We start from the raw sequence: 16,904 nt of genomic DNA on the forward strand, positions 1-16,904 counted from the left end.
ACGGTCCACCACCGCGGGTCCGGGACGGGGGCGGGGACGCGGTGCGGGGACGCGGTGCGGGGACGCGGTGCGGGGACGCGGTGCGGGGGCGGATCGAGCCGTTGGCTCCGGCCTATCCGGTCCGTGGGCGGCGGTGGGCGGCGGGCCCACCGCCGCCCACCGCCCGGCCTCGTGCGGGACCGTCGGTGGTGGGGTCGCGGATGACGAGCTCCCGCCCCGGACGACGACACGGTGCTCGCCGACGCGGTCGGGTTCCCTCCTCGTCGTCCTCGATCCGCTCCGGCCCGGCGGGCGGCCCGCGTTCGTCCTGCACGACCGGACTCTTCCCGGGCCCGGTGCCGGAGGGACAGAATGCGGGCATGCGCACGCGGGGGGACGCACAGCCGCGCCTGGAGCCGTTCGCGGCAGGGCCGGTCGGGGGGATCGCGGCCGCTGCCGCCGCGTTGCTGATCACGCTGTCGGGTCGCTACGGCTTCCACCGCGACGAGCTGTACTTCCTGCTCGCCGGCCGCCATCCGGCCTGGGGCTATCCGGACCAGCCACCGCTCACCCCGCAGCTGGCCCGACTCGGGGCGGAGCTCTTCGGCGCCACCCCGACCGGGGTGCGGATCCTGCCCGCGTTGCTCGCCGCGGCCTCGATCACGCTCACCGCGCTGATCGCCCGCGAGCTGGGCGCGGGGCGCGGCGGGCAGGTGCTCGCGGCGGGAGCGGCGGCCTGCTCGGGCTACGTCCTGGGCAACGGCCACCTGCTCTCCACCGCGACCTTCGACCTCACCGCCTGGCTGACGATCATCCTGCTGACGCTCCGCCTGGCGCGCACCGGCGAGGCCCGCTGGTGGCCACTGCTCGGGGTGGCGGTCGGGGGCGCGCTGCTGAACAAGCTGCTGGTGCTCGGGCTGCTCGTGGCACTGGCGGCGGGCGCCCTGACGGCCGGGCCGCGCCGGCCCTTCCCGCCCCGAAGGCACACCGTGCTCGGCCTGCTGACCGCGCTGCTCGCCGCGCTCCCGTTCGCACTGCCCGTCCTGGGGTGGCAGGCCGCGCACGGCTGGCCGGAACTGACGGTCGCCCAGGGGCTCAGCGCCGCCGGCGGGGCGGGCGGGCGGCTGCTCGTCCTCCCGATGCAGGCGCTCCAGCTCTCCCCGCTGCTGGCGCCCCTCTGGCTGGCCGGGCTGAGCCGGCTGCTGCGCCGGCCGGAGCTGCGCTGGGCCCGGCCGGTCGCGGTGGCCTGGGTGCTGCTCTGCCTGCTGGTGACGGCGGCCGGCGGCAAGCCGTACTACCCGATCCCGCTGCTGTACGCGCTCACCGCCGCCGGTTGCGAGTCGTACGCCCACTGGGTACGCGAGCACCGCGCCAAGCTGGCCGGCGGGCTGCTCGCGGCCCTGCTCACCAGTTCCCTGGCCGCCCTGCCGGTGCTGCCGGCCTCGGCGCTGGCCGCGCCGATGACCGTCGACCCCGACATCGGCGAAGAGGTCGGCTGGCCGGAGCTCGCGCGCGCCACCGCCACCGGCTGGGCGGCCGTCCCCGCCGAGCAGCGGGCCGCCGCCGTCCTGGTGACCGCGAACTACGGCGAGGCCGGAGCCCTCGCGCGGTACGGGCCCGCCCTCGGCCTGCCGGCCCCGTACTCGGGTCACATGGGCCTGCACGCCTGGGGCCCGCCACCGGCGACCGCCACGGGGCCGGTGCTGCTCGTCCACCCGGCGGGCCACACCGACCTGGAACACCACTTCACCGCCTGCCACCCGGTCGCCCGTGTCGACAACGGGCACGGCACGGCGAACACGGAGCAGCACGCGGCCGTCGTGCTCTGCGCGGGACCGGACCGGCCGTGGGCGGACCTGTGGCCACTGCTGCGTCGGTACTGAACGGCTCACCCGGGCCCGCTCGGGAGGGCGGTATGGCCGGGGCCCGGGGCGGACTGGCAGGATGCCCATGATCGACTTCAGCGTCTTCCCACCCGACCGAAAGGCCCATCGTGAGCACTCCCAGCAGCGTCGTCGTCGAGCGCGCGGACGAGCGGAACCGCTACGAGATCCACGTGGACGGCAAGCTCGCCGGCTTCACCGAGTACCGGGACCACGAGGAGCAGCGGGTCTTCTTCCACACCGAGATCGACGACGCCTTCGCCGGCCAGGGCCTGGCCGGCCGGCTCGTCCAGGAGGCGCTGACCGACGTGCGGGCGGCCGGGAAGCGGATCGTGCCGATCTGCCCGTACGTCGCCAAGTTCCTCACCAAGCACGAGGAGTTCACCGACATCACCGACCCGGTCACCCCGGAGGTCAAGGGCTGGCTGCGGACCCAGCTGTACTGACGCGCCCACGCCGGATCCGGATGCCCGCGCGGGGTATCCCCGAGGCCCGCGTACACGCCCGGTCGGCGGCCTTGCCCGGCCGGCCGCCTTGCCCGGCCGGCCGCCTTGCCCGAACCCGCCGCGCCCCCGAACCCGCCGCGCCCCCGCCGGGCGGCTGCTCGGCGGGGGCGCGGCGCGGTGTCAGAGCCGGTGCGTCACATGTTGATCATGTGACCGGCGAGGCCGTGGATGGCCTCCTTGACCGCCTCGCCCAGGGTCGGGTGCGCGTGCACGTTGCGGGCGACCTCGTGGACGGTCAGGTCCCACTGCTGGGCCAGCGTCAGCTCCGGCAGCAGCTCGGTGACCTCGGGGCCGATCAGGTGGGCGCCGAGCAGCTCGCCGTACTTGTTGTCGCTGATGACCTTGACGAAGCCGATCGGGTGGCCGAGGCCGTGCGCCTTGCCGTTGGCGGTGAACGGGAACTTGGCGACCTTGACGTCGTAGCCCAACTCGCGGGCCTGCGCCTCGGTGTAGCCGAAGGAGGCGATCTGCGGCTGGCAGTAGGTGGCGCGCGGGATCATGGCGAAGTCGACCTCCATGGTCTCCGCCCCGCCGATGGTCTCGGCGGCGATCACGGCCATCGTCTCGGCGGCGTGCGCGAGCATCAGCTTGGCGGTGACGTCGCCGATCGCGTAGATGTGGTCGACGCTGGTGCGGCCGCGGCCGTCGACCGCGATGGCGTTGCGGTCGGTCAGCTTGACGCCGGTGTTCTCCAGGCCGTAGCCGTTGACGCGCGGTGCGAAGCCGATCGCCTGGAGCACCTTGTCGGCCTCCAGCACCTTCTGCTCGCCGTCCTTGGTGACGGTGACGCGGACCTTGGCGTTCGGGTCGCTGTCGTCGATCGACTCGACCCGGGTCGAGGTCAGCACCTCGATGCCCAGCTTGCGGTACTGCTTGGCGAGTTCGGTGGAGACCTCGACGTCCTCCAGCGGGACCACGCGGTCCAGGAACTCGACGATGGTGACCTTCACGCCGTAGTTGTGCAGCACGTAGGCGAACTCGACGCCGATCGCACCGGCACCCGCGATGATGATGCTCTCCGGCAGCTGCTCGGTGAGGATCTGCTCCTCGTAGGTGACCACGCGCTCGCTGAGGCTGGTGCCGGGCAGCAGCCGGGTGGTGGCGCCGGCGGCGATGATGCAGTTGTCGAAGGTGACGACGTCGAAGCCGCCGCCGCTGAGCGCGACCTGGATGGTGTGGTCGTCGACGAAGGTGCCCCAGCCGTCGTACTCGGTGATGCCGTTCTTCTTCATCAGGTAGTGGACGCCCTTGACCCGGCCGTCGGCCACCGAGCGGCTGCGGCGGAACGCCTCGCCGAAGTCGAAGGTCACCTGGCCCTCGACCTTGATGCCGAAGGTCTTGGCCTCCTTGGTGAAGATGTGGGCGAGCTCGGCGTTGCGCAGCAGGGCCTTGGAGGGGATGCAGCCGACGTTGAGGCAGACGCCGCCCCAGTACTTGGCCTCGATGACCGCGACCTTCAGGCCCAGCTGGGCCGAGCGGACGGCGGCGGTGTAGCCGCCGGGGCCCGCGCCGAGGACGACGACGTCGTAGTGCGTGCTCATGTTGCTGACTCCTCCGAGGGTGTCACGGTGTCGTGATCTCGGTCCCATGGTGTCAGGACCGCGCTCGGCGCACCCACCGGGTCTCGGCGGATGCGCTCCGCGCGGCACCGTACAGGCCCCGGGGCCGGATTGTCAGTGGTCTCCGCTACGGTGACGGCACCGGCGCTCACCAGGGGCGATGACACGGGAGTGACGAAGGGAGGGCGCGGATGGCACGGATGGCGTGTCCGCGTGCCGCGGTCACGGTGCGTGTGGAGGTCATGCCGTGGCCGGCGGGTGGGTGGGCCCGCCGCCCGAGGACGGCAGCGGGCCCACCCCGGCGTCAGGCGGTCACCTCGTCGGCGCAGCCGATCGCGCCGGCCTCGTCGTTCGCGCCGGCCTCGCGCGCACCGGTACCGTCGGCGCCGCTGATACCGGCGCCGCTCGCCCCGGCCGCCGCCGCGGCCTTCCCGGCCGGGTTCTGCGCCGGTACGGGCCGCTGCAGCGAGGAGAGGTCCCAGGCGTAGGTGCCGACGGCGTGGGCGATGACGTCGATGTTGACGTCGAAGGCGTCCATGTCGATGTTGCCCAGGTCGTCGCAGGCCTTGTGGTAGCAGGAGTCGTACGCGCTGCCCGCCGCACCGCCGTAACGCTCCGCCTGCTCGGGGGACTTGATCTTCTCGGCACCGGTGTCCGTGCCGCCCGCCGGGATGCCCGCGTCGATGAACGGACCGTAGTCGGAACGGCCGTCGAAGGCGGTCGGGTCGTGCGGCAGGCCGAGGCCGTCCAGGTAGCCGGTGATGTCCCGCTCGATCTGCGCCGAGCCCTCGGGGCCCGCGCTGCCGCCGGCGCTGCCGGAGCCGTTGTAGACGAACTGCGCATAGTTGGGAGAGGCGATCATGTCGAAGTTGAGGTAGAGCCGGATCTTCTTCCGATCCGCCTCGGAGAGTGACTTCACATAGGCCTCGGAGCCCTTGAGGCCGAACTCCTCGGCGGACCACCAGGCGAACCTGACCTTGTTCTTCACCGGGTGGACGTTGAGGTTCTCGGCGACCTCGAGGATGCCGGCCGAGCCGGAGCCGTTGTCGTTGATGCCGGGCCCGGCCGGGACGGAGTCGAGGTGCGCGCCGACCATCACGGTGTTGTTCGGGTCGCCGCCGCGGGTCTCGGCGATGACGTTCCAGGTCTTGCGCGGCTCCATGACGGTGCGGAGGTCGAGGGTCACCCGAACGGGCCCACCGGCGGCGGCCGCGGCCAGGGCTTCCCCGGCAGCCTTGGTGATGCCGCCGGTCGGGACCTTCCCGGCCGTCGGGTCCCCGAGGGTCCCGTTGAGGTCGCCCTCGGCGTTGTTGTAGATCAGCGCCCCGGCCGCGCCCGCGGCCGCCGCGGCGGCCTGCTTCTGGGCGAAGCTGCACCCGCCGCGCCGGATCAGGGCGATCTTGCCGGTGAAGCCGCCCGCCGGGTAGTCGGTGGGCGCGCAGCCGGTGGTGGCGCTGACCGGGGCGACCGCCAACTCGGCGGTCAGGCCCGCCTCCGGGCTGCTCACCGAGTACGTCATGGCGATCACGGGAACGGACTCGGCCTTCGGGGACAGAACGTCGAGGCGCTGACTGCGGGCCTCGAAGAAGGTGTACTCGAACTCCTGCTTGGACACCTTGAGTCCGGCCTGCCGCGCCCGCTCGTAGACGTACTGCGCGGACTCCTCGTGCCCCTTCGAACCGGCCACCCGGGTACCGCCGTTGCGGTCGGCGAACCGCTGCAGCGCGGCCAGGGTGTCGTGGGCCGTTTCGGCGTCGCTGGCCTCGACCAGCCGGGCGGCCAGCTTGGCGCCCTTGCGCGCCGGGTCCGGATCGGCGGCGGCGCTCCCGGCACCGGTCAGCAACAGCGGGGTGACGAGTGCGGCGACGGTCAGCGCGACGCCCGCACCCCGCCGGGTGAGAGCGGTGCGCGGGCGCGGTACCGGGGTGGCTCTGTCGTGCCGGTTGGTGCGGTCGTGCCGGGTGGAACGGTCGAGCGGGGTGGTCGAGCGACGGTGGCGCAGCTTCAAGGCGACTCCTTCCGACGGGCCGTGAACTCACGATTTGACAGGACATGGATCGCCTTGCCAAGCCCGCCGCGCTTCCCGCGGGATGCGCACGGGGGGATGCGCGGTGATATTGGAGGAGTGGGGCCGTCTCATCCAGGAGTGTGACCACATGTCCATGATGGATAAGCTCAAGAGCCTGCTGAAGGGCCACGAGGAGCAGGCCGAGAAGGCCGTCGACAAGGCGGGTGACACCGTCGACGACCGTACTCAGGGCAAGTACAGCGGCCAGGTGGACGCCGCGCAGGAACACATGAAGGACCAGTTCCGCAACGAGCCGCCGCCGCAGTGATCCGGCCGTGACCGACCGGCGGAGCGGGCTGCGGCCCGCTCCGTCTGCCCGCCCGGGTCCGGCCGTTCGGCCGGACCCGGGCTTTTCGGCGCTCGGGCCGCCCGCGCTCCGTGGCGTCGGCCTCCGTTCCGCTCCCCGCCCGCAGGCCTCGCCCCCCGGTGTCGCCGCCGCAGTTCTCGCACGGCTGCGGCCCGGACCGCTCGCGCGGCCGTCCGCACTCCGGGCACACCCGCTCCCGTCGGCAGGCCGGTTCGCCGCCTTCGTCCATGCCGCCGGTGGCGCCCGGGCCTCCCCTCGCAGCGAGTAGACACTGTCTACGCCGGACTGGTAGACAGTGTCCATGACCGATCAGGAGAGGGACCTCCGGGCCAGGCTGGTGGCCGCCGGCGTCGAACTGGTGGCGACGGGCGGCGTCCAGGCGCTCGGGCTGCGCGAGATCGCCCGCCACGCCGGGGTCTCGCACGGCGCGCCCCGCCGCTACTTCCCCACCCACCGCGAGCTGCTGGCCGCCATCGCCCAGCAGGGCTTCGGGAAGTTCACGGACACCATGGCGGGCGCCGACGCCCTGGCCGTCACCACCGGCACGGACGCCCGCGGCCGGCTTGAGGCGCTCGCCCGCAGCTACCTCGGCTTCGCCGCCGCCAACCCCGGCATGTTCGAGCTGATGTTCCGTCACGACCTGCTGGAGGGCAGCGGTTCGGAGCTGCGCCGCACCACCGTGCCGCTGTTCCTCACCTTCGTCGGCCTGGTCGCCGAGGTGCACCCGGACTCCGACGATCCCGCCACCCTCACCGCCGCCCTCTGGTCCAACCTGCACGGCCTCACCCAGCTGCGCACCTGGGGCAGCCTGCGGCTGATCACCGGCAGCGAGGACGTCGAGCCGCTGCTGCGCGCCGCCCTGGACGCCCACCTCGGCCCGGTCGTCCGGTGACGCCGCGCCTTCGCGAGCGTCTCGCTCTCCTCGCCGGCATCACCGGCGCCGCCCTGGTCGCCGTCGACGGCACCGTGCTGACCGTCGCCCGGCCCGCCCTCCAGCACGACCTGCACGCCTCCGTCGCCGCCGTCCAGTGGGCCAGCACCGGCTACCTGGTCACCGTCGCCGCCCTGCTGGTCTTCGCCGGCCGCCTCGGCGACCGCTACGGCCACCGGCGGGTCTTCGTCCTCGGCGTGACGGGCTTCGCGCTGAGCTCCGCCGGGATGGTCCTCGCCCCCGACATCGGCTGGGTGATCGCCCTGCGGGTGGTCCAGGGCGTGGCGGGTGCCCTGCTCCAGCCGGCCACCCTCGGCATGCTGCGCGCCGTCTGGCCGGCCGAGCGGCTGCCCGGCGCGATCGCGGCCCGCACCGCTGCGATCGGGCTCGCGGCGGCCGCCGGGCCCGTGGTCGGCGGGGCGCTCACCGCGCACTTCGGCTGGCGGTCGGTCTTCCTCCTCGGCCTGCTGCCCGCCGCGGCCGCGCTGGCGGCGGCGCTCGCGGTGCCGTCCGCCCCGCCGCCGGCCGCCTCGCCCGCGGTCGGGCGGGGTGCGCGGCCCGACGGCCTCGACCTGCCGGGCGCGGCCCTGCTCGCGCTGGCCCTGGCCAGTCTCGTGCAGACCCTGGTCTCCCTGCCGGACAGCGGCTGGTCGGGGCGTACCGTGCTCGGCCTGGCGCTGTCCGCGGCCCTCGCCCTGGCGCTGGCCCGGCACGAGCGGCGCACCGCCCGTCCGTTGCTGCCGCCCGCCCTGCTCCGCTCCCCGGTACTCGCGCCGCCGCTCGGCGTCCTGCTCGCGGCTTCGGCGGCGCTGCAGGGAACGCTCTTCCCCGCCACCTACTTCCTGCAGGACGTGCTGGGTCTCGACCCGCTGCAGAGCGCCCTGTGGTCGATGCCGCTCGCGGCTGCGATGATCATCACGGCGGCGTTCTCGAGCCGGCTGACGAAACGTCACGGCGAACGGACCGTCGTCCTGACGGGGATGACCCTGGTCACCGCGGGCACGTTGCTCACCGCCCGGCTGGGAGCCGGCTCGGGGACGGTCTCGATCGCCGCCTGCTTCCTGCTGCTCGGCGCCGGCTTCGGCGTGGTGATGGCCACGGCCACCGCGCTGGTGGTCCGGGGCGCCCCCAGCTCCGAGGCGGGCGTCGCGGGCGGACTGCAGCAGACCATCATGAACGTCGGCCCCGCGCTGGGCATCGCCCTGGTCACCACCACCGCCGGCCGTACCGCCCCCGGCGCGGCACTGACGCCCGCCGCGCTGGCCATGGCCGCCGTGGCGGCGGCCGGCACGCTGCTCGCCACCCGGCTGCCGGGCCCGACGGCGGAGTTGGAACGGGAGGGCGGGTTCGCCGCACGCCCGTGACGCCGTCGACGGCCCGCCTGTGCGGCGAACACCCGCCGGTGCCAGGCGCGTTCGACCGCCGCCCGCCGCCGCGCCGGACCCGGCAGGGGATCGCCGGCGGGCGGCGGCACGTCACGTGACCGGGCGGAGCGCCCGCGCCTCGGCGTCCGCGGCCGGTGCCGGTGCCGCCACCAGTGCCACTGCCGGTGCCGGCGTCGGCGTCGGCGTCGCTGCCCAGGCCCGCTGCGCCCGTCGCACCGCGAGCACCCACAGCAGCGCCAGCTGCAGCGCCGCGCCCACCGCCGGTCCGAGCCACACGCCCGACACGCCGAGCGGGCCCGACAGGGCCGCGGAGGTGGCGAGTTGGGCCCCGAGGCCGAGCAGGACGGAGAGCACCAGCGGGCGGCCGACGCCCGCCGCTTGGTGGACGCCGCCGAGGGCCACCACCAGCGCGTACGGGAGGAGGTAGAGCGCCGCCATCCGCAGGAAGCCGACGGACTGCGCCGTCACCGCCCGGTCGTCGGTGAACAGCGCGCTCAGCGGGGCGGCGAGCGCCGCCGACAGCACCGCCGCCACCGCGCCGAGGAGTGCGGCGAGGCGTCCGGTGGCCCGGTGCAGGGTGAGCAGCGCTCCGGTCTCCCCCGCGCCGCTGAGGCGGGCGGCCTCGATAGCGGCGGCCTGGCGCAGCGCGTAGAAGGCCATGGTGACGACGAGCAGCACCCGGTAGCCGACCCCGTACCCGGCGACGGCCGCGACGCCGAAGCCCGCCACCAGCGCGAGTTGGGCCGTGCCGACCGCCATCCGGGCGGTGAAGTCCAGGCCGAACGGCGCTCCCGCGCGGACGATCCGGACCGCCGCCGCGCGCACTCCCCCGGCCGTCCCGGGCGACTCCGTGCGCAGTCGGTCCCGCTGCCGCCCCCGCAGCCGCAGTGTGACGGCGAAGGCGATCGCGCGCGAGGCCGTCAGCGCGAGCGCCGCGCCCGGGACGCCGAGGGCGGGCAGCGGACCGGCGCCGAGGATGAGCAGCGGGTCGAGGGCGAGCAGCAGCACGTTGGAGAGCAGGGCGATCCGCATCGGCGTGCGGGTGTCGCCCGCGCCCTTGAACAGTTCGTCGACGACGCGCTGGCCGACGAACAGCGCGAAGGCCGGGAAGGCGACGGTGAAGTACCCGGCGGCGAGGTCGGCCGCCTCGCCGTCCAGGAAGGTGCTCGCCAGCCGGTCGCGCAGCAGGAAGCCGGGGACGGCGAGCGCGAGGCTGCCCGCGGCACAGAGCCACCAGGCGGCGCGGGTGGTCCGGGCGGCGTCCGTGCGGTCCTCGGCGCCGAGGGCGTGCGAGAGCCGGACGCTGGTGCCGGAGGCGACCACCAGGACGAGCCCGAGCAGCAGGTTCTCGACGGTGCCGGCCAGCGTGACGGCGGCGACCGCGGCTCCGCCGAGGCCGGCCACCCACAGGGTGCCGATCACCGAGGCGATCACCCCGGACAGCAGTTCCGCGTAGACGGGTACGGCCAGCGCCGTGAGTCGGGACAGATGCCCCCGCATGTTTCCTCCCCTGTGTTCCGCCGCCCGGAGCCGGGACCGGGCCGAGACCGGGCCGGCGTGCGAACCGAGTCCGGCGCGCGAACCGAGTCCGGCCGTGTTGATCGGCACCGGCTGCGGCTCGGGCAGCAACCTCGAATAGAGATACATCGCTTCGAGGTATATCGGCAAGAGGTAGCATGACGGCTCACCGGGCGCACTCCGACAGAAGGGCTTCGACCGTGCTGACCCTCGCGATCCTCGGCTTCCTGTTCGACCACCCGCTGCACGGCTACGAGCTCAAGTCCCGGATCACCGGCCTGACCGGCCACGTCCGCCCGGTCAGCGACGGAGCCCTCTACCCGGCCATCGCCCGGCTGGAGAAGGCCGGCCTGCTGTCCCGCCGCAGCGAGCCCGGCACCGGGGCCGCACCCCGCCAGACCCTCGAACTCACCGAGGACGGCCGGGCCGAGCTGCTGCGGCGGCTGGCCGACCCGGAGCAGGCCGAGATCACCGACCAGATCCGGTTCTTCACGCTCACCGCGTTCCTGCACCACCTCGCCGACCCGCCCCGGCAGGCCGAGGTCCTCCGCCGCCGGCTCGCCTTCCTGACCGCGCCGAGCAGTTTCTTCTACGACGGGGACGGCCGACCGGTCACCGCCGAGCGGGAACCCAACCCGTTCCGGCGCGGCATGCTGCTCGTCGCCCGGGCGTCCACGGCGGCCGAGCTGGCCTGGCTGGACGAGACCATCGCGGAGCTGGAACGGGTGGGAGCGCCCGAACAGCCCGAACAGTTCGAACGGTCCGATCGATTCGCGTAACCCCAACGGCTCAATCGGGCCGCACGGACCACCCGGATCGAACGTTCGGGCGAACGGGCGGAACCAGGTCCTTCCACACCTGGTTCCAGAACGGCCCGGCGTGGCTATGATGATCCGCCTCACGTCCTCGGCGTCCCTCCGCGGCGTGACCCGCCACCGCGCCCCGCCGTCCTCCTGGAGGCCGCCGTGCCCATGTCCGAGACCGCAGCCGCCCGCCCCGCGCCGCTCAAGCGGGACGACATCCCCGGCTGGTTCTTCAGTCTCGACCGGGCCGCCTTCGCGCACCTGCTGACCGCCCAGAGCGCGGCCGGCGTCACCGGCGACATCCTGGAACTGGGCAGCTACCTGGGCCGCAGCGCCGTCCTGCTCGGCGACCACCTGCGGCCGGGCGAGCGGCTGACGGTCTGCGACCTGTTCGACTCCGAGGCCGGAGACGAGGACAACGCCGCCGAGATGGCGATGTCCTACCGGAAGACGCTGACCCGCAGCGCCTTCGAGGCCAACTACCTGGCGTTCCACCGCGAGCTCCCCGAGATCGTGCAGGCGCCCACCTCGGTGCTGGCCGACGGCCGGATCCCGGCGGGCAGCTGCCGGTTCGTCCACGTCGACGCCTCCCACCTGTACGAGCACGTCGCCGGGGACATCGCGGTCGCGCGGGCCGCGCTCGCCGAGAACGGCCTGGTCGCCCTGGACGACTACCGCTCCGAACACACCCCCGGCGTCTCGGCCGCGGTCTGGGAGGCGGTCTTCACCGCCGGGCTGCGGCCGGTCCTGCTCACCCCGATGAAGTTCTACGGCACCTGGGGCGACGCGGCGGCCGCCCGGCAGGTCCTGCTGGAGCGCGACTGGCAGGCCGAGGGCTACACCATGGACGACGACACCATCGCGGGGGCACGGGTGCTGCGCCTCAACTACCAGGTCAAGACCCCGGCCCAGGTCCAGCGCTCCGCCTCCCGCCGACTGGCCCTGGAACTCCTGCCGCCGGTCGCCACCAAGGCGACCCGCCGGATGCTCCGCACCCTCCGCGAACGCCGCGCCGCACCCCCGGTCCCGAGCGCCTGACCCCGCCGGCCCCCGCGGCCCCCTCCGCGCTTCCTCCGTCTCCGCCCGTCTGCTGCTCGGCAGGCACGGACTGCCCGACGACTGGGCCGAGCCGCCCGACTCGACCCCGAGCAGGCCGCACCGCTCGCCGCACCCCCGGGCCGAGGGTGCGGCGGCGGACCGCCGTGCTGCGCCGGGCCGGTGTGCTGACCTTCCTGGTCGACGTGGCGCCCGCCGTGCTCGGCTTCCGTGCCGAGGCCCGGCCGTGGATGTCCGTACGGCCCGCGCGGCTCGCCGCCACGGCCGCCGAGCTGGCCGGTCATCCGGAGGTGTCCCTGGTGGCCCACACCACCGGGCCCACCAATCTGCTGGCGGCCGTCAACTGCCGGGATTCACTGCACCTCGCGCGCTATCCGACCACCCGGATCGCCGCACCGGACGCGATCCGGACGATCGAGACGGCACCCGTCGTCCGCACCTTGAAGCGCGCGGGAGCCCTGCTGCCGTTGGAGCGCCGGGGTCGGTGATGTCCGGGCCCTGTGGCCTTCCCTTTGTCCCATGAACGGGTTTTAGGCCTTTCCTATTGTCGCCACCGATTCACCCTCAAGGGGGAATTTCACTTAAAGATTTGCCCACGGAACATTAAAGTGCGCATAGTGATGGCACCTCAGTTTGGTCTAGGAACGACCAAGTTCAGGCAAAGTCACTCCAGGTGAGGAGAGCGCCTTGTTCCACGGAACCACGACCGCGGACGCCCCCGGGCAGCGGCTCCGCGAGGAGATCGCGGGCCCCGGCACCACGCCGCTGATCGGCGTCTACGACATGTACTCGGCCTCGATCGCGGCCGAGCACTACAACGGCATGTTCGTCTCCGGCTTCGGCTTCGCGGCCTCCTACTACGGGCTGCCCGACATCGGTTTCATCGCCTGGCCCGACATGGTCGGCTTCGTCGAACGGCTGCGCGGGGCGTTCCCCGGGCACCACCTCCTGGTCGACATCGACGACGGTTACGTCGATCCCGAGGTGGCCTGCCACGTGGTGCGGAGGCTCGAACGCATCGGCGCCTCGGGCGTGATCCTGGAGGACCAGAAGCGGCCGCGCCGCTGCGGCCACGCGGACGGCAAGCAGGTCCTCCCGCTGGACGAGTACCTGGAGAAGCTGGAGCTGGTCCTCGCCAACCGGACGGACCTCGTGGTGGTCGCCCGCACCGACGCCACCGAGGAGGAGGACATCCTGCGCCGGGCCCGGGCGCTCGCCGCCACGGACGCCGACGTGGTGCTGGTCGACGGCGTGCGCAGCGAGGAGTGGATCCGCCGGATCCGCGCGGTGGTCGGTGACAAGCCGCTGCTGTTCAACCAGATCGCGGGCGGCAAGTCCCCCCGGCTGTCGCTCTCCGAGCTGACGGACCTGGGGGTGGACGTGGCCATCTACAGCACGCCCTGCCTGTTCGCGGCGCACCGGGCGATGGAGGAGGCGCTGGCCGGATTGAAGGTCTCCGACGGGCGGTTGCCCGCAACGGCGGACCAGGGCCGGCAGATCGGCGTTCGGGAGTCCACCGAACTGCTGGAGCGGAACGTCTCCCGCTCCCGGCGGCTGACGGCGGTGGGCGCGTGACGGCCCGACTGCGCGGGCCGGGCCCGCCCCCGGCGGCCGGCGCCTCGCGGGCCGGTGTGCTGCGGACCGGCACGCTGGGGCTGGCCGGGGCGTGCGCGCTGCTCATCGGCGGAGCGGCTCCGGCGGAGGCCGGCGGCAGTCTCATCACGGTCGTGGACAACTCCCACGCCGACTCCTGGCTGGAGATCGACCGGGCGGCCGATCTCCAGAACGGCAGCGGCTCGGCGGGCAGCGACCAGGACGGCGTGGGCGCCCTGGTGGGCGGTCTGCTGGCACCGGGCGCATCGGGGACACCGCGGGCATCGGGGACACCGGGAGCCCCGGCGGAGACGGGAGCGGCGGGGCCGCCGGGGCTCCCGGCCGGGCCCTCGCTCCGCCCGGTGGCGGGAGGCGGCCCGTGACCAAGCCGCCGAGCCGATCGCTGCCGCGCCGGCTCGATCCGTTCATGGTGGCCCTGGCCGGGACCGTCGGCCTGGCCACGCTGATCCCGGCCTCGGGGGCGGCGGCCCGGACCGCCGAGGCGGCCTGCGATCTCGCGGTGGCCCTGCTGTTCTTCCTCTACGGCGCCCGCCTCTCCACCCGCGAGACGCTGGCCGGGCTGCGCCACCCGCGGTTCCACACGCTGGTGTTGGCCGCCACCTTCGGCCTCTTCCCCCTGCTCGGGCTGGCCACCGCGCTGTTCACGCCCCTGCCGCTGACCGACCAGCTGCAGACCGGGGTGCTGTTCCTCTGCCTGGTGCCGTCGACGGTGCAGTCCTCGGTGGCGCTCACCGGCGCCGCCGGGGGCAACGTCCCGGCGGCGATCTGCGCGGGCACCTACTCCAGCCTGGCGGGGTTGGTCCTCACCCCGCTGCTGGCGGCCTGGCTGCTGGGTTCGCACGCCGAGCTGTCCGCGGGCGGGCTGCTGCGGATCGGGCTGCAGCTGCTCGCGCCGTTCCTGCTGGGACAGGTGCTGCGGCCGCGGATCGGCGGCCTGCTGGCCCGCCACCGACGGGCCCTGACCCCGGTGGACCGCGGTTCGATCCTGCTCGTCGTCTACACGGCGTTCAGCGCGGCGGTGACCCAGGGCATCTGGGGCCTGGCCACGCCCAACGCCCTGCTCGGGCTCCTCACGGTGCTGCTCGTCCTGCTCGCCGCCGCCCTGTCGGCCACCGGACTCGGGGCGCGGCTGCTGGGATTGGACCGCGCGGCCGCCATCGCGGCGGTGCTCTGCGGATCGCAGAAGAGTCTGGCCAACGGGCTGCCGATGGCCGCCGTCCTGTTCGGGCCGGAGGCGGGGCTGATGCTGCTGCCCCTGATGCTCTACCACGAGCTCCAGTTGGTGGTGGGCACGGTGCTGGCCGGCCGCTGGGCCCGGGCTCCCGCCGGGGCCTCGGGCAGGGGCGCCGCCCCGGGCAGGGGCCCCGCGCCGGCGAGGGGTTCACACGGCTCGGGAAAGCCCGGACCAAACCCCCTTGCGTAATGGTCAAGAAACGTTGACCATTGGAGCATGTCCAACGACGATCTTCCCGAGACGTTTCACGTCACCACGGACGAGCAGCTGCGCGCCGTCTCCAATCTGACGCGGCACCGGATCATGGCCGTGCTCCGCTTCGAGCCCGCGACGATCACCCAGATCGCCGAGCGGGTGGGCCTCGCCAAGGGGAGTTCCAGCTACCACGTGCGGCTGCTCGAACGGGCAGGCCTGGTGAAGGTGGTACGGACGCGGAAGGTGCGCGGGGTCAACGAGCGGTACTACGCGATGGCCGCGCGGTCGATCGTGCTGCCGGATCCGGGCGAGGGAGGGCCGGATGTGCTGATGCGGCACGCGGTGGCGGACCTGGAGGCGTCCCCGGCGGACGGCGAACGGCACGTACGGATGGCCCATCTGCGGCTCACCGAGGAGCAGTTCGCGGAGCTGGGGGCGCGGCTGCAGGCGCTGGCGGACGAGTACCGGGAGCTGTCCGATCCGTCGCTGCCGGACGCCTCGCTCGTCTTCGCGCTGTTCCACCCGGCAGCGTCCCAGCAGGCCGAGGGGGAGAACAAGTGACCGCGGACGATCGGAAGCTGCCGACCGGGTTCGGACGGCTGTGGACCGCACAGACGGTGTCCTCCCTCGGTGACGGGGTGACACATGCCGCGCTGCCGCTGCTCGCCTTGACGCTGACGCGGGATCCGATGTCGCTCGCCGTCGTCACGGCCGCCGGCACCCTGCCGTGGCTGCTCTTCGGGGTGCTCGGCGGTGCGCTGGTGGACCGCTGGGACCGTCGGCGCACCATGTGGGTCACGGACGCGGCGCGGGCGGCGCTGCTCGCGGTCCCGGCGGCAGCGGCCGCGCTCGACATGCTCGGCATACCCCTGCTCGCGGCCGTCGCCTTCCTCCTCGGCCTCGGCGGACTCTTCTTCGACACGGCCGCCACGGCCTACCTCCCGGATCTGCTGGGCCGCGACCCCGCGCTCCTGGAGCGTGCCAACTCCCGCCTGCGCGGCGCCCAGACCGCCGCGTCCGGCTTCGCCGGGCCGCCCGCGGGCAGTGTCCTGCTCGCGCTCGGGCGGGCGGTTCCGCTGCTCGCCGACGCGCTGTCCTTCGCGCTCTCCGCACTGCTCGTCCGGTCGCTGCCCGCCGCGCGCCGGCCCGTGCCGCAGGCCCGTGAGTCGCTGCTTCGGCAGGCGCGGGACGGCGCCTCGTACGTGTTCCGGGATCAGTTGCTGCTCGGGCTCGCCCTGCGTCCGGCGGTCGGGAACATCGCCTTCCTCGCCGTGGAGACCGTCCTCGCCCTCTTCGCGCACGACCGTCTCGGCACCGGCACCTTCGGCTTCGGCCTGCTCCTCACGGCCGAGGCCACCGGCGGTCTGCTCGGCGCGGGCATCGCCTCCTTCCTCGGCCGGCGACTCGGCACCGGCACCGCTCTGACCTGCACGGCCGCCGTCGAGGGGCTCGCGATCCTGGGCCTTGCCGTCGCCCCGAACCCGTACGTCGCCGGCCTCGCGCTCACGGTCTGCGGCGCGGGCATGGGCGCCACCATGGTGCTCGGCCCCTCCCTCCGACAGGCGATCGTCCCCGCCCACCTGATGGGCCGGGTCGCCTCCACCTCCCGCATGCTCGGCATGTGCGCCGCCCCGTTCGGCGCCTTCCTCGGTGGCTGGCTGGCGACCGCCTACGACGTGCGCACCCCGCTCTACACCGCGGCCGGCCTCCTGCTCACCATGACCGCCGTCACGGCGACCATGACCGGCAACCGCCGGGTCGAGGCGGCGCTTCGTGCCGCCGCCCCGGCCGGTGATCCGGACCGCCAGGACTCCCGGGAGCCGGTGCCGGCGGGCGCGGTGTAGGGCCCCACGAGGCTCAGCGTCG

Annotated in this window: 16 protein-coding genes; 13 read left to right on the plus strand and 3 right to left on the minus strand. The window is 74.0% G+C overall.

Going from position 1 to position 16,904, the window contains the following annotated elements; all coding sequences use genetic code 11:
• Positions 1 to 359 precede the first annotated feature (359 nt).
• Together ACIRD3_RS13445 and ACIRD3_RS13450 are read left to right on the plus strand one after the other, a co-directional pair.
• Positions 360 to 1,862: an ArnT family glycosyltransferase gene (locus ACIRD3_RS13445; RefSeq protein ID WP_402215006.1), complete on the plus strand. Its 1,503-nt coding sequence runs from the start codon at positions 360 to 362 to the stop codon at positions 1,860 to 1,862.
• A gap of 110 nt (positions 1,863 to 1,972) precedes the next feature.
• Positions 1,973 to 2,308 (plus strand): GNAT family N-acetyltransferase, encoded by a 336-nt coding sequence (locus tag ACIRD3_RS13450; protein WP_402215008.1) that lies wholly within the window; start codon positions 1,973 to 1,975, stop codon positions 2,306 to 2,308.
• A gap of 194 nt (positions 2,309 to 2,502) precedes the next feature.
• On the opposite strand, the gene lpdA is transcribed toward ACIRD3_RS13450, so the two are convergent.
• A complete protein-coding gene (gene lpdA, locus ACIRD3_RS13455; RefSeq protein ID WP_402215011.1) occupies positions 2,503 to 3,909 on the minus strand; it encodes a dihydrolipoyl dehydrogenase in 1,407 nt (468 codons plus the stop codon).
• Positions 3,910 to 4,231: 322 nt separating this feature from the next.
• Positions 4,232 to 5,800, minus strand: a complete 1,569-nt coding sequence (locus ACIRD3_RS13460; protein WP_402215554.1) for a M28 family metallopeptidase — start codon at positions 5,798 to 5,800, stop codon at positions 4,232 to 4,234.
• Positions 5,801 to 6,083: 283 nt separating this feature from the next.
• Here ACIRD3_RS13460 and ACIRD3_RS13465 point away from each other — a divergent pair, with 283 nt between their 5' ends.
• The 3 genes from ACIRD3_RS13465 to ACIRD3_RS13475 all read left to right on the plus strand — a co-directional run bounded on the left by ACIRD3_RS13465 (position 6,084) and on the right by ACIRD3_RS13475 (position 8,597).
• Positions 6,084 to 6,263 (plus strand): antitoxin, encoded by a 180-nt coding sequence (locus ACIRD3_RS13465; RefSeq protein ID WP_402215013.1) that lies wholly within the window; start codon positions 6,084 to 6,086, stop codon positions 6,261 to 6,263.
• Between the two features lie 340 nt (positions 6,264 to 6,603).
• Positions 6,604 to 7,194: a TetR/AcrR family transcriptional regulator gene (locus ACIRD3_RS13470; RefSeq protein ID WP_402215015.1), complete on the plus strand. Its 591-nt coding sequence runs from the start codon at positions 6,604 to 6,606 to the stop codon at positions 7,192 to 7,194.
• Positions 7,191 to 8,597 carry an MFS transporter gene (locus tag ACIRD3_RS13475; protein WP_402215018.1) on the plus strand — a complete coding sequence of 469 codons (1,407 nt, stop codon included), beginning with the start codon at positions 7,191 to 7,193 and terminating at the stop codon, positions 8,595 to 8,597. Before ACIRD3_RS13470 ends, ACIRD3_RS13475 begins: the two co-directional genes overlap by 4 nt.
• 111 nt (positions 8,598 to 8,708) lie before the next feature.
• Here the strand turns inward: ACIRD3_RS13475 and ACIRD3_RS13480 are convergent, their stop codons facing one another.
• On the minus strand, positions 8,709 to 10,118 hold the full coding sequence (locus tag ACIRD3_RS13480) for an MATE family efflux transporter (RefSeq protein ID WP_402215021.1): 1,410 nt from the start codon (positions 10,116 to 10,118) through the stop codon (positions 8,709 to 8,711).
• 218 nt (positions 10,119 to 10,336) lie between these two features.
• Here ACIRD3_RS13480 and ACIRD3_RS13485 point away from each other — a divergent pair, with 218 nt between their 5' ends.
• From ACIRD3_RS13485 to ACIRD3_RS13520, 8 genes are all read left to right on the plus strand, one after another.
• Positions 10,337 to 10,915: a PadR family transcriptional regulator gene (locus ACIRD3_RS13485; protein WP_402215024.1), complete on the plus strand. Its 579-nt coding sequence runs from the start codon at positions 10,337 to 10,339 to the stop codon at positions 10,913 to 10,915.
• A gap of 192 nt (positions 10,916 to 11,107) precedes the next feature.
• Positions 11,108 to 11,977, plus strand: a complete 870-nt coding sequence (locus ACIRD3_RS13490) for a class I SAM-dependent methyltransferase (protein WP_402215027.1) — start codon at positions 11,108 to 11,110, stop codon at positions 11,975 to 11,977.
• A gap of 146 nt (positions 11,978 to 12,123) precedes the next feature.
• The gene (locus ACIRD3_RS13495) at positions 12,124 to 12,483 is read left to right on the plus strand and encodes an Lrp/AsnC family transcriptional regulator (protein WP_402215029.1); all 360 of its coding nucleotides are present in this window, start codon (positions 12,124 to 12,126) and stop codon (positions 12,481 to 12,483) included.
• 199 nt (positions 12,484 to 12,682) lie between these two features.
• Positions 12,683 to 13,570, plus strand: a complete 888-nt coding sequence (locus ACIRD3_RS13500) for an oxaloacetate decarboxylase (protein ID WP_402215031.1) — start codon at positions 12,683 to 12,685, stop codon at positions 13,568 to 13,570.
• Entirely contained in the window at positions 13,567 to 13,971 is a 405-nt protein-coding gene (locus tag ACIRD3_RS13505) for a hypothetical protein (protein ID WP_402215034.1), read from the plus strand. The genes ACIRD3_RS13500 and ACIRD3_RS13505 overlap by 4 nt, the downstream gene beginning before the upstream one ends.
• Positions 13,972 to 14,015: 44 nt before the next feature.
• A complete protein-coding gene (locus ACIRD3_RS13510; RefSeq protein WP_402215556.1) occupies positions 14,016 to 15,032 on the plus strand; it encodes a bile acid:sodium symporter family protein in 1,017 nt (338 codons plus the stop codon).
• Positions 15,033 to 15,059: 27 nt separating this feature from the next.
• Positions 15,060 to 15,599: an ArsR/SmtB family transcription factor gene (locus ACIRD3_RS13515; RefSeq protein ID WP_402215037.1), complete on the plus strand. Its 540-nt coding sequence runs from the start codon at positions 15,060 to 15,062 to the stop codon at positions 15,597 to 15,599.
• On the plus strand, positions 15,596 to 16,882 hold the full coding sequence (locus tag ACIRD3_RS13520; RefSeq protein ID WP_402215039.1) for an MFS transporter: 1,287 nt from the start codon (positions 15,596 to 15,598) through the stop codon (positions 16,880 to 16,882). Before ACIRD3_RS13515 ends, ACIRD3_RS13520 begins: the two co-directional genes overlap by 4 nt.
• The last annotated feature ends 22 nt before the right edge of the window (positions 16,883 to 16,904 follow it).

It is taken from the genome of Kitasatospora sp. NPDC093550, assembly GCF_044764985.1.
In the GTDB taxonomy this organism is placed as follows: domain Bacteria; phylum Actinomycetota; class Actinomycetes; order Streptomycetales; family Streptomycetaceae; genus Kitasatospora.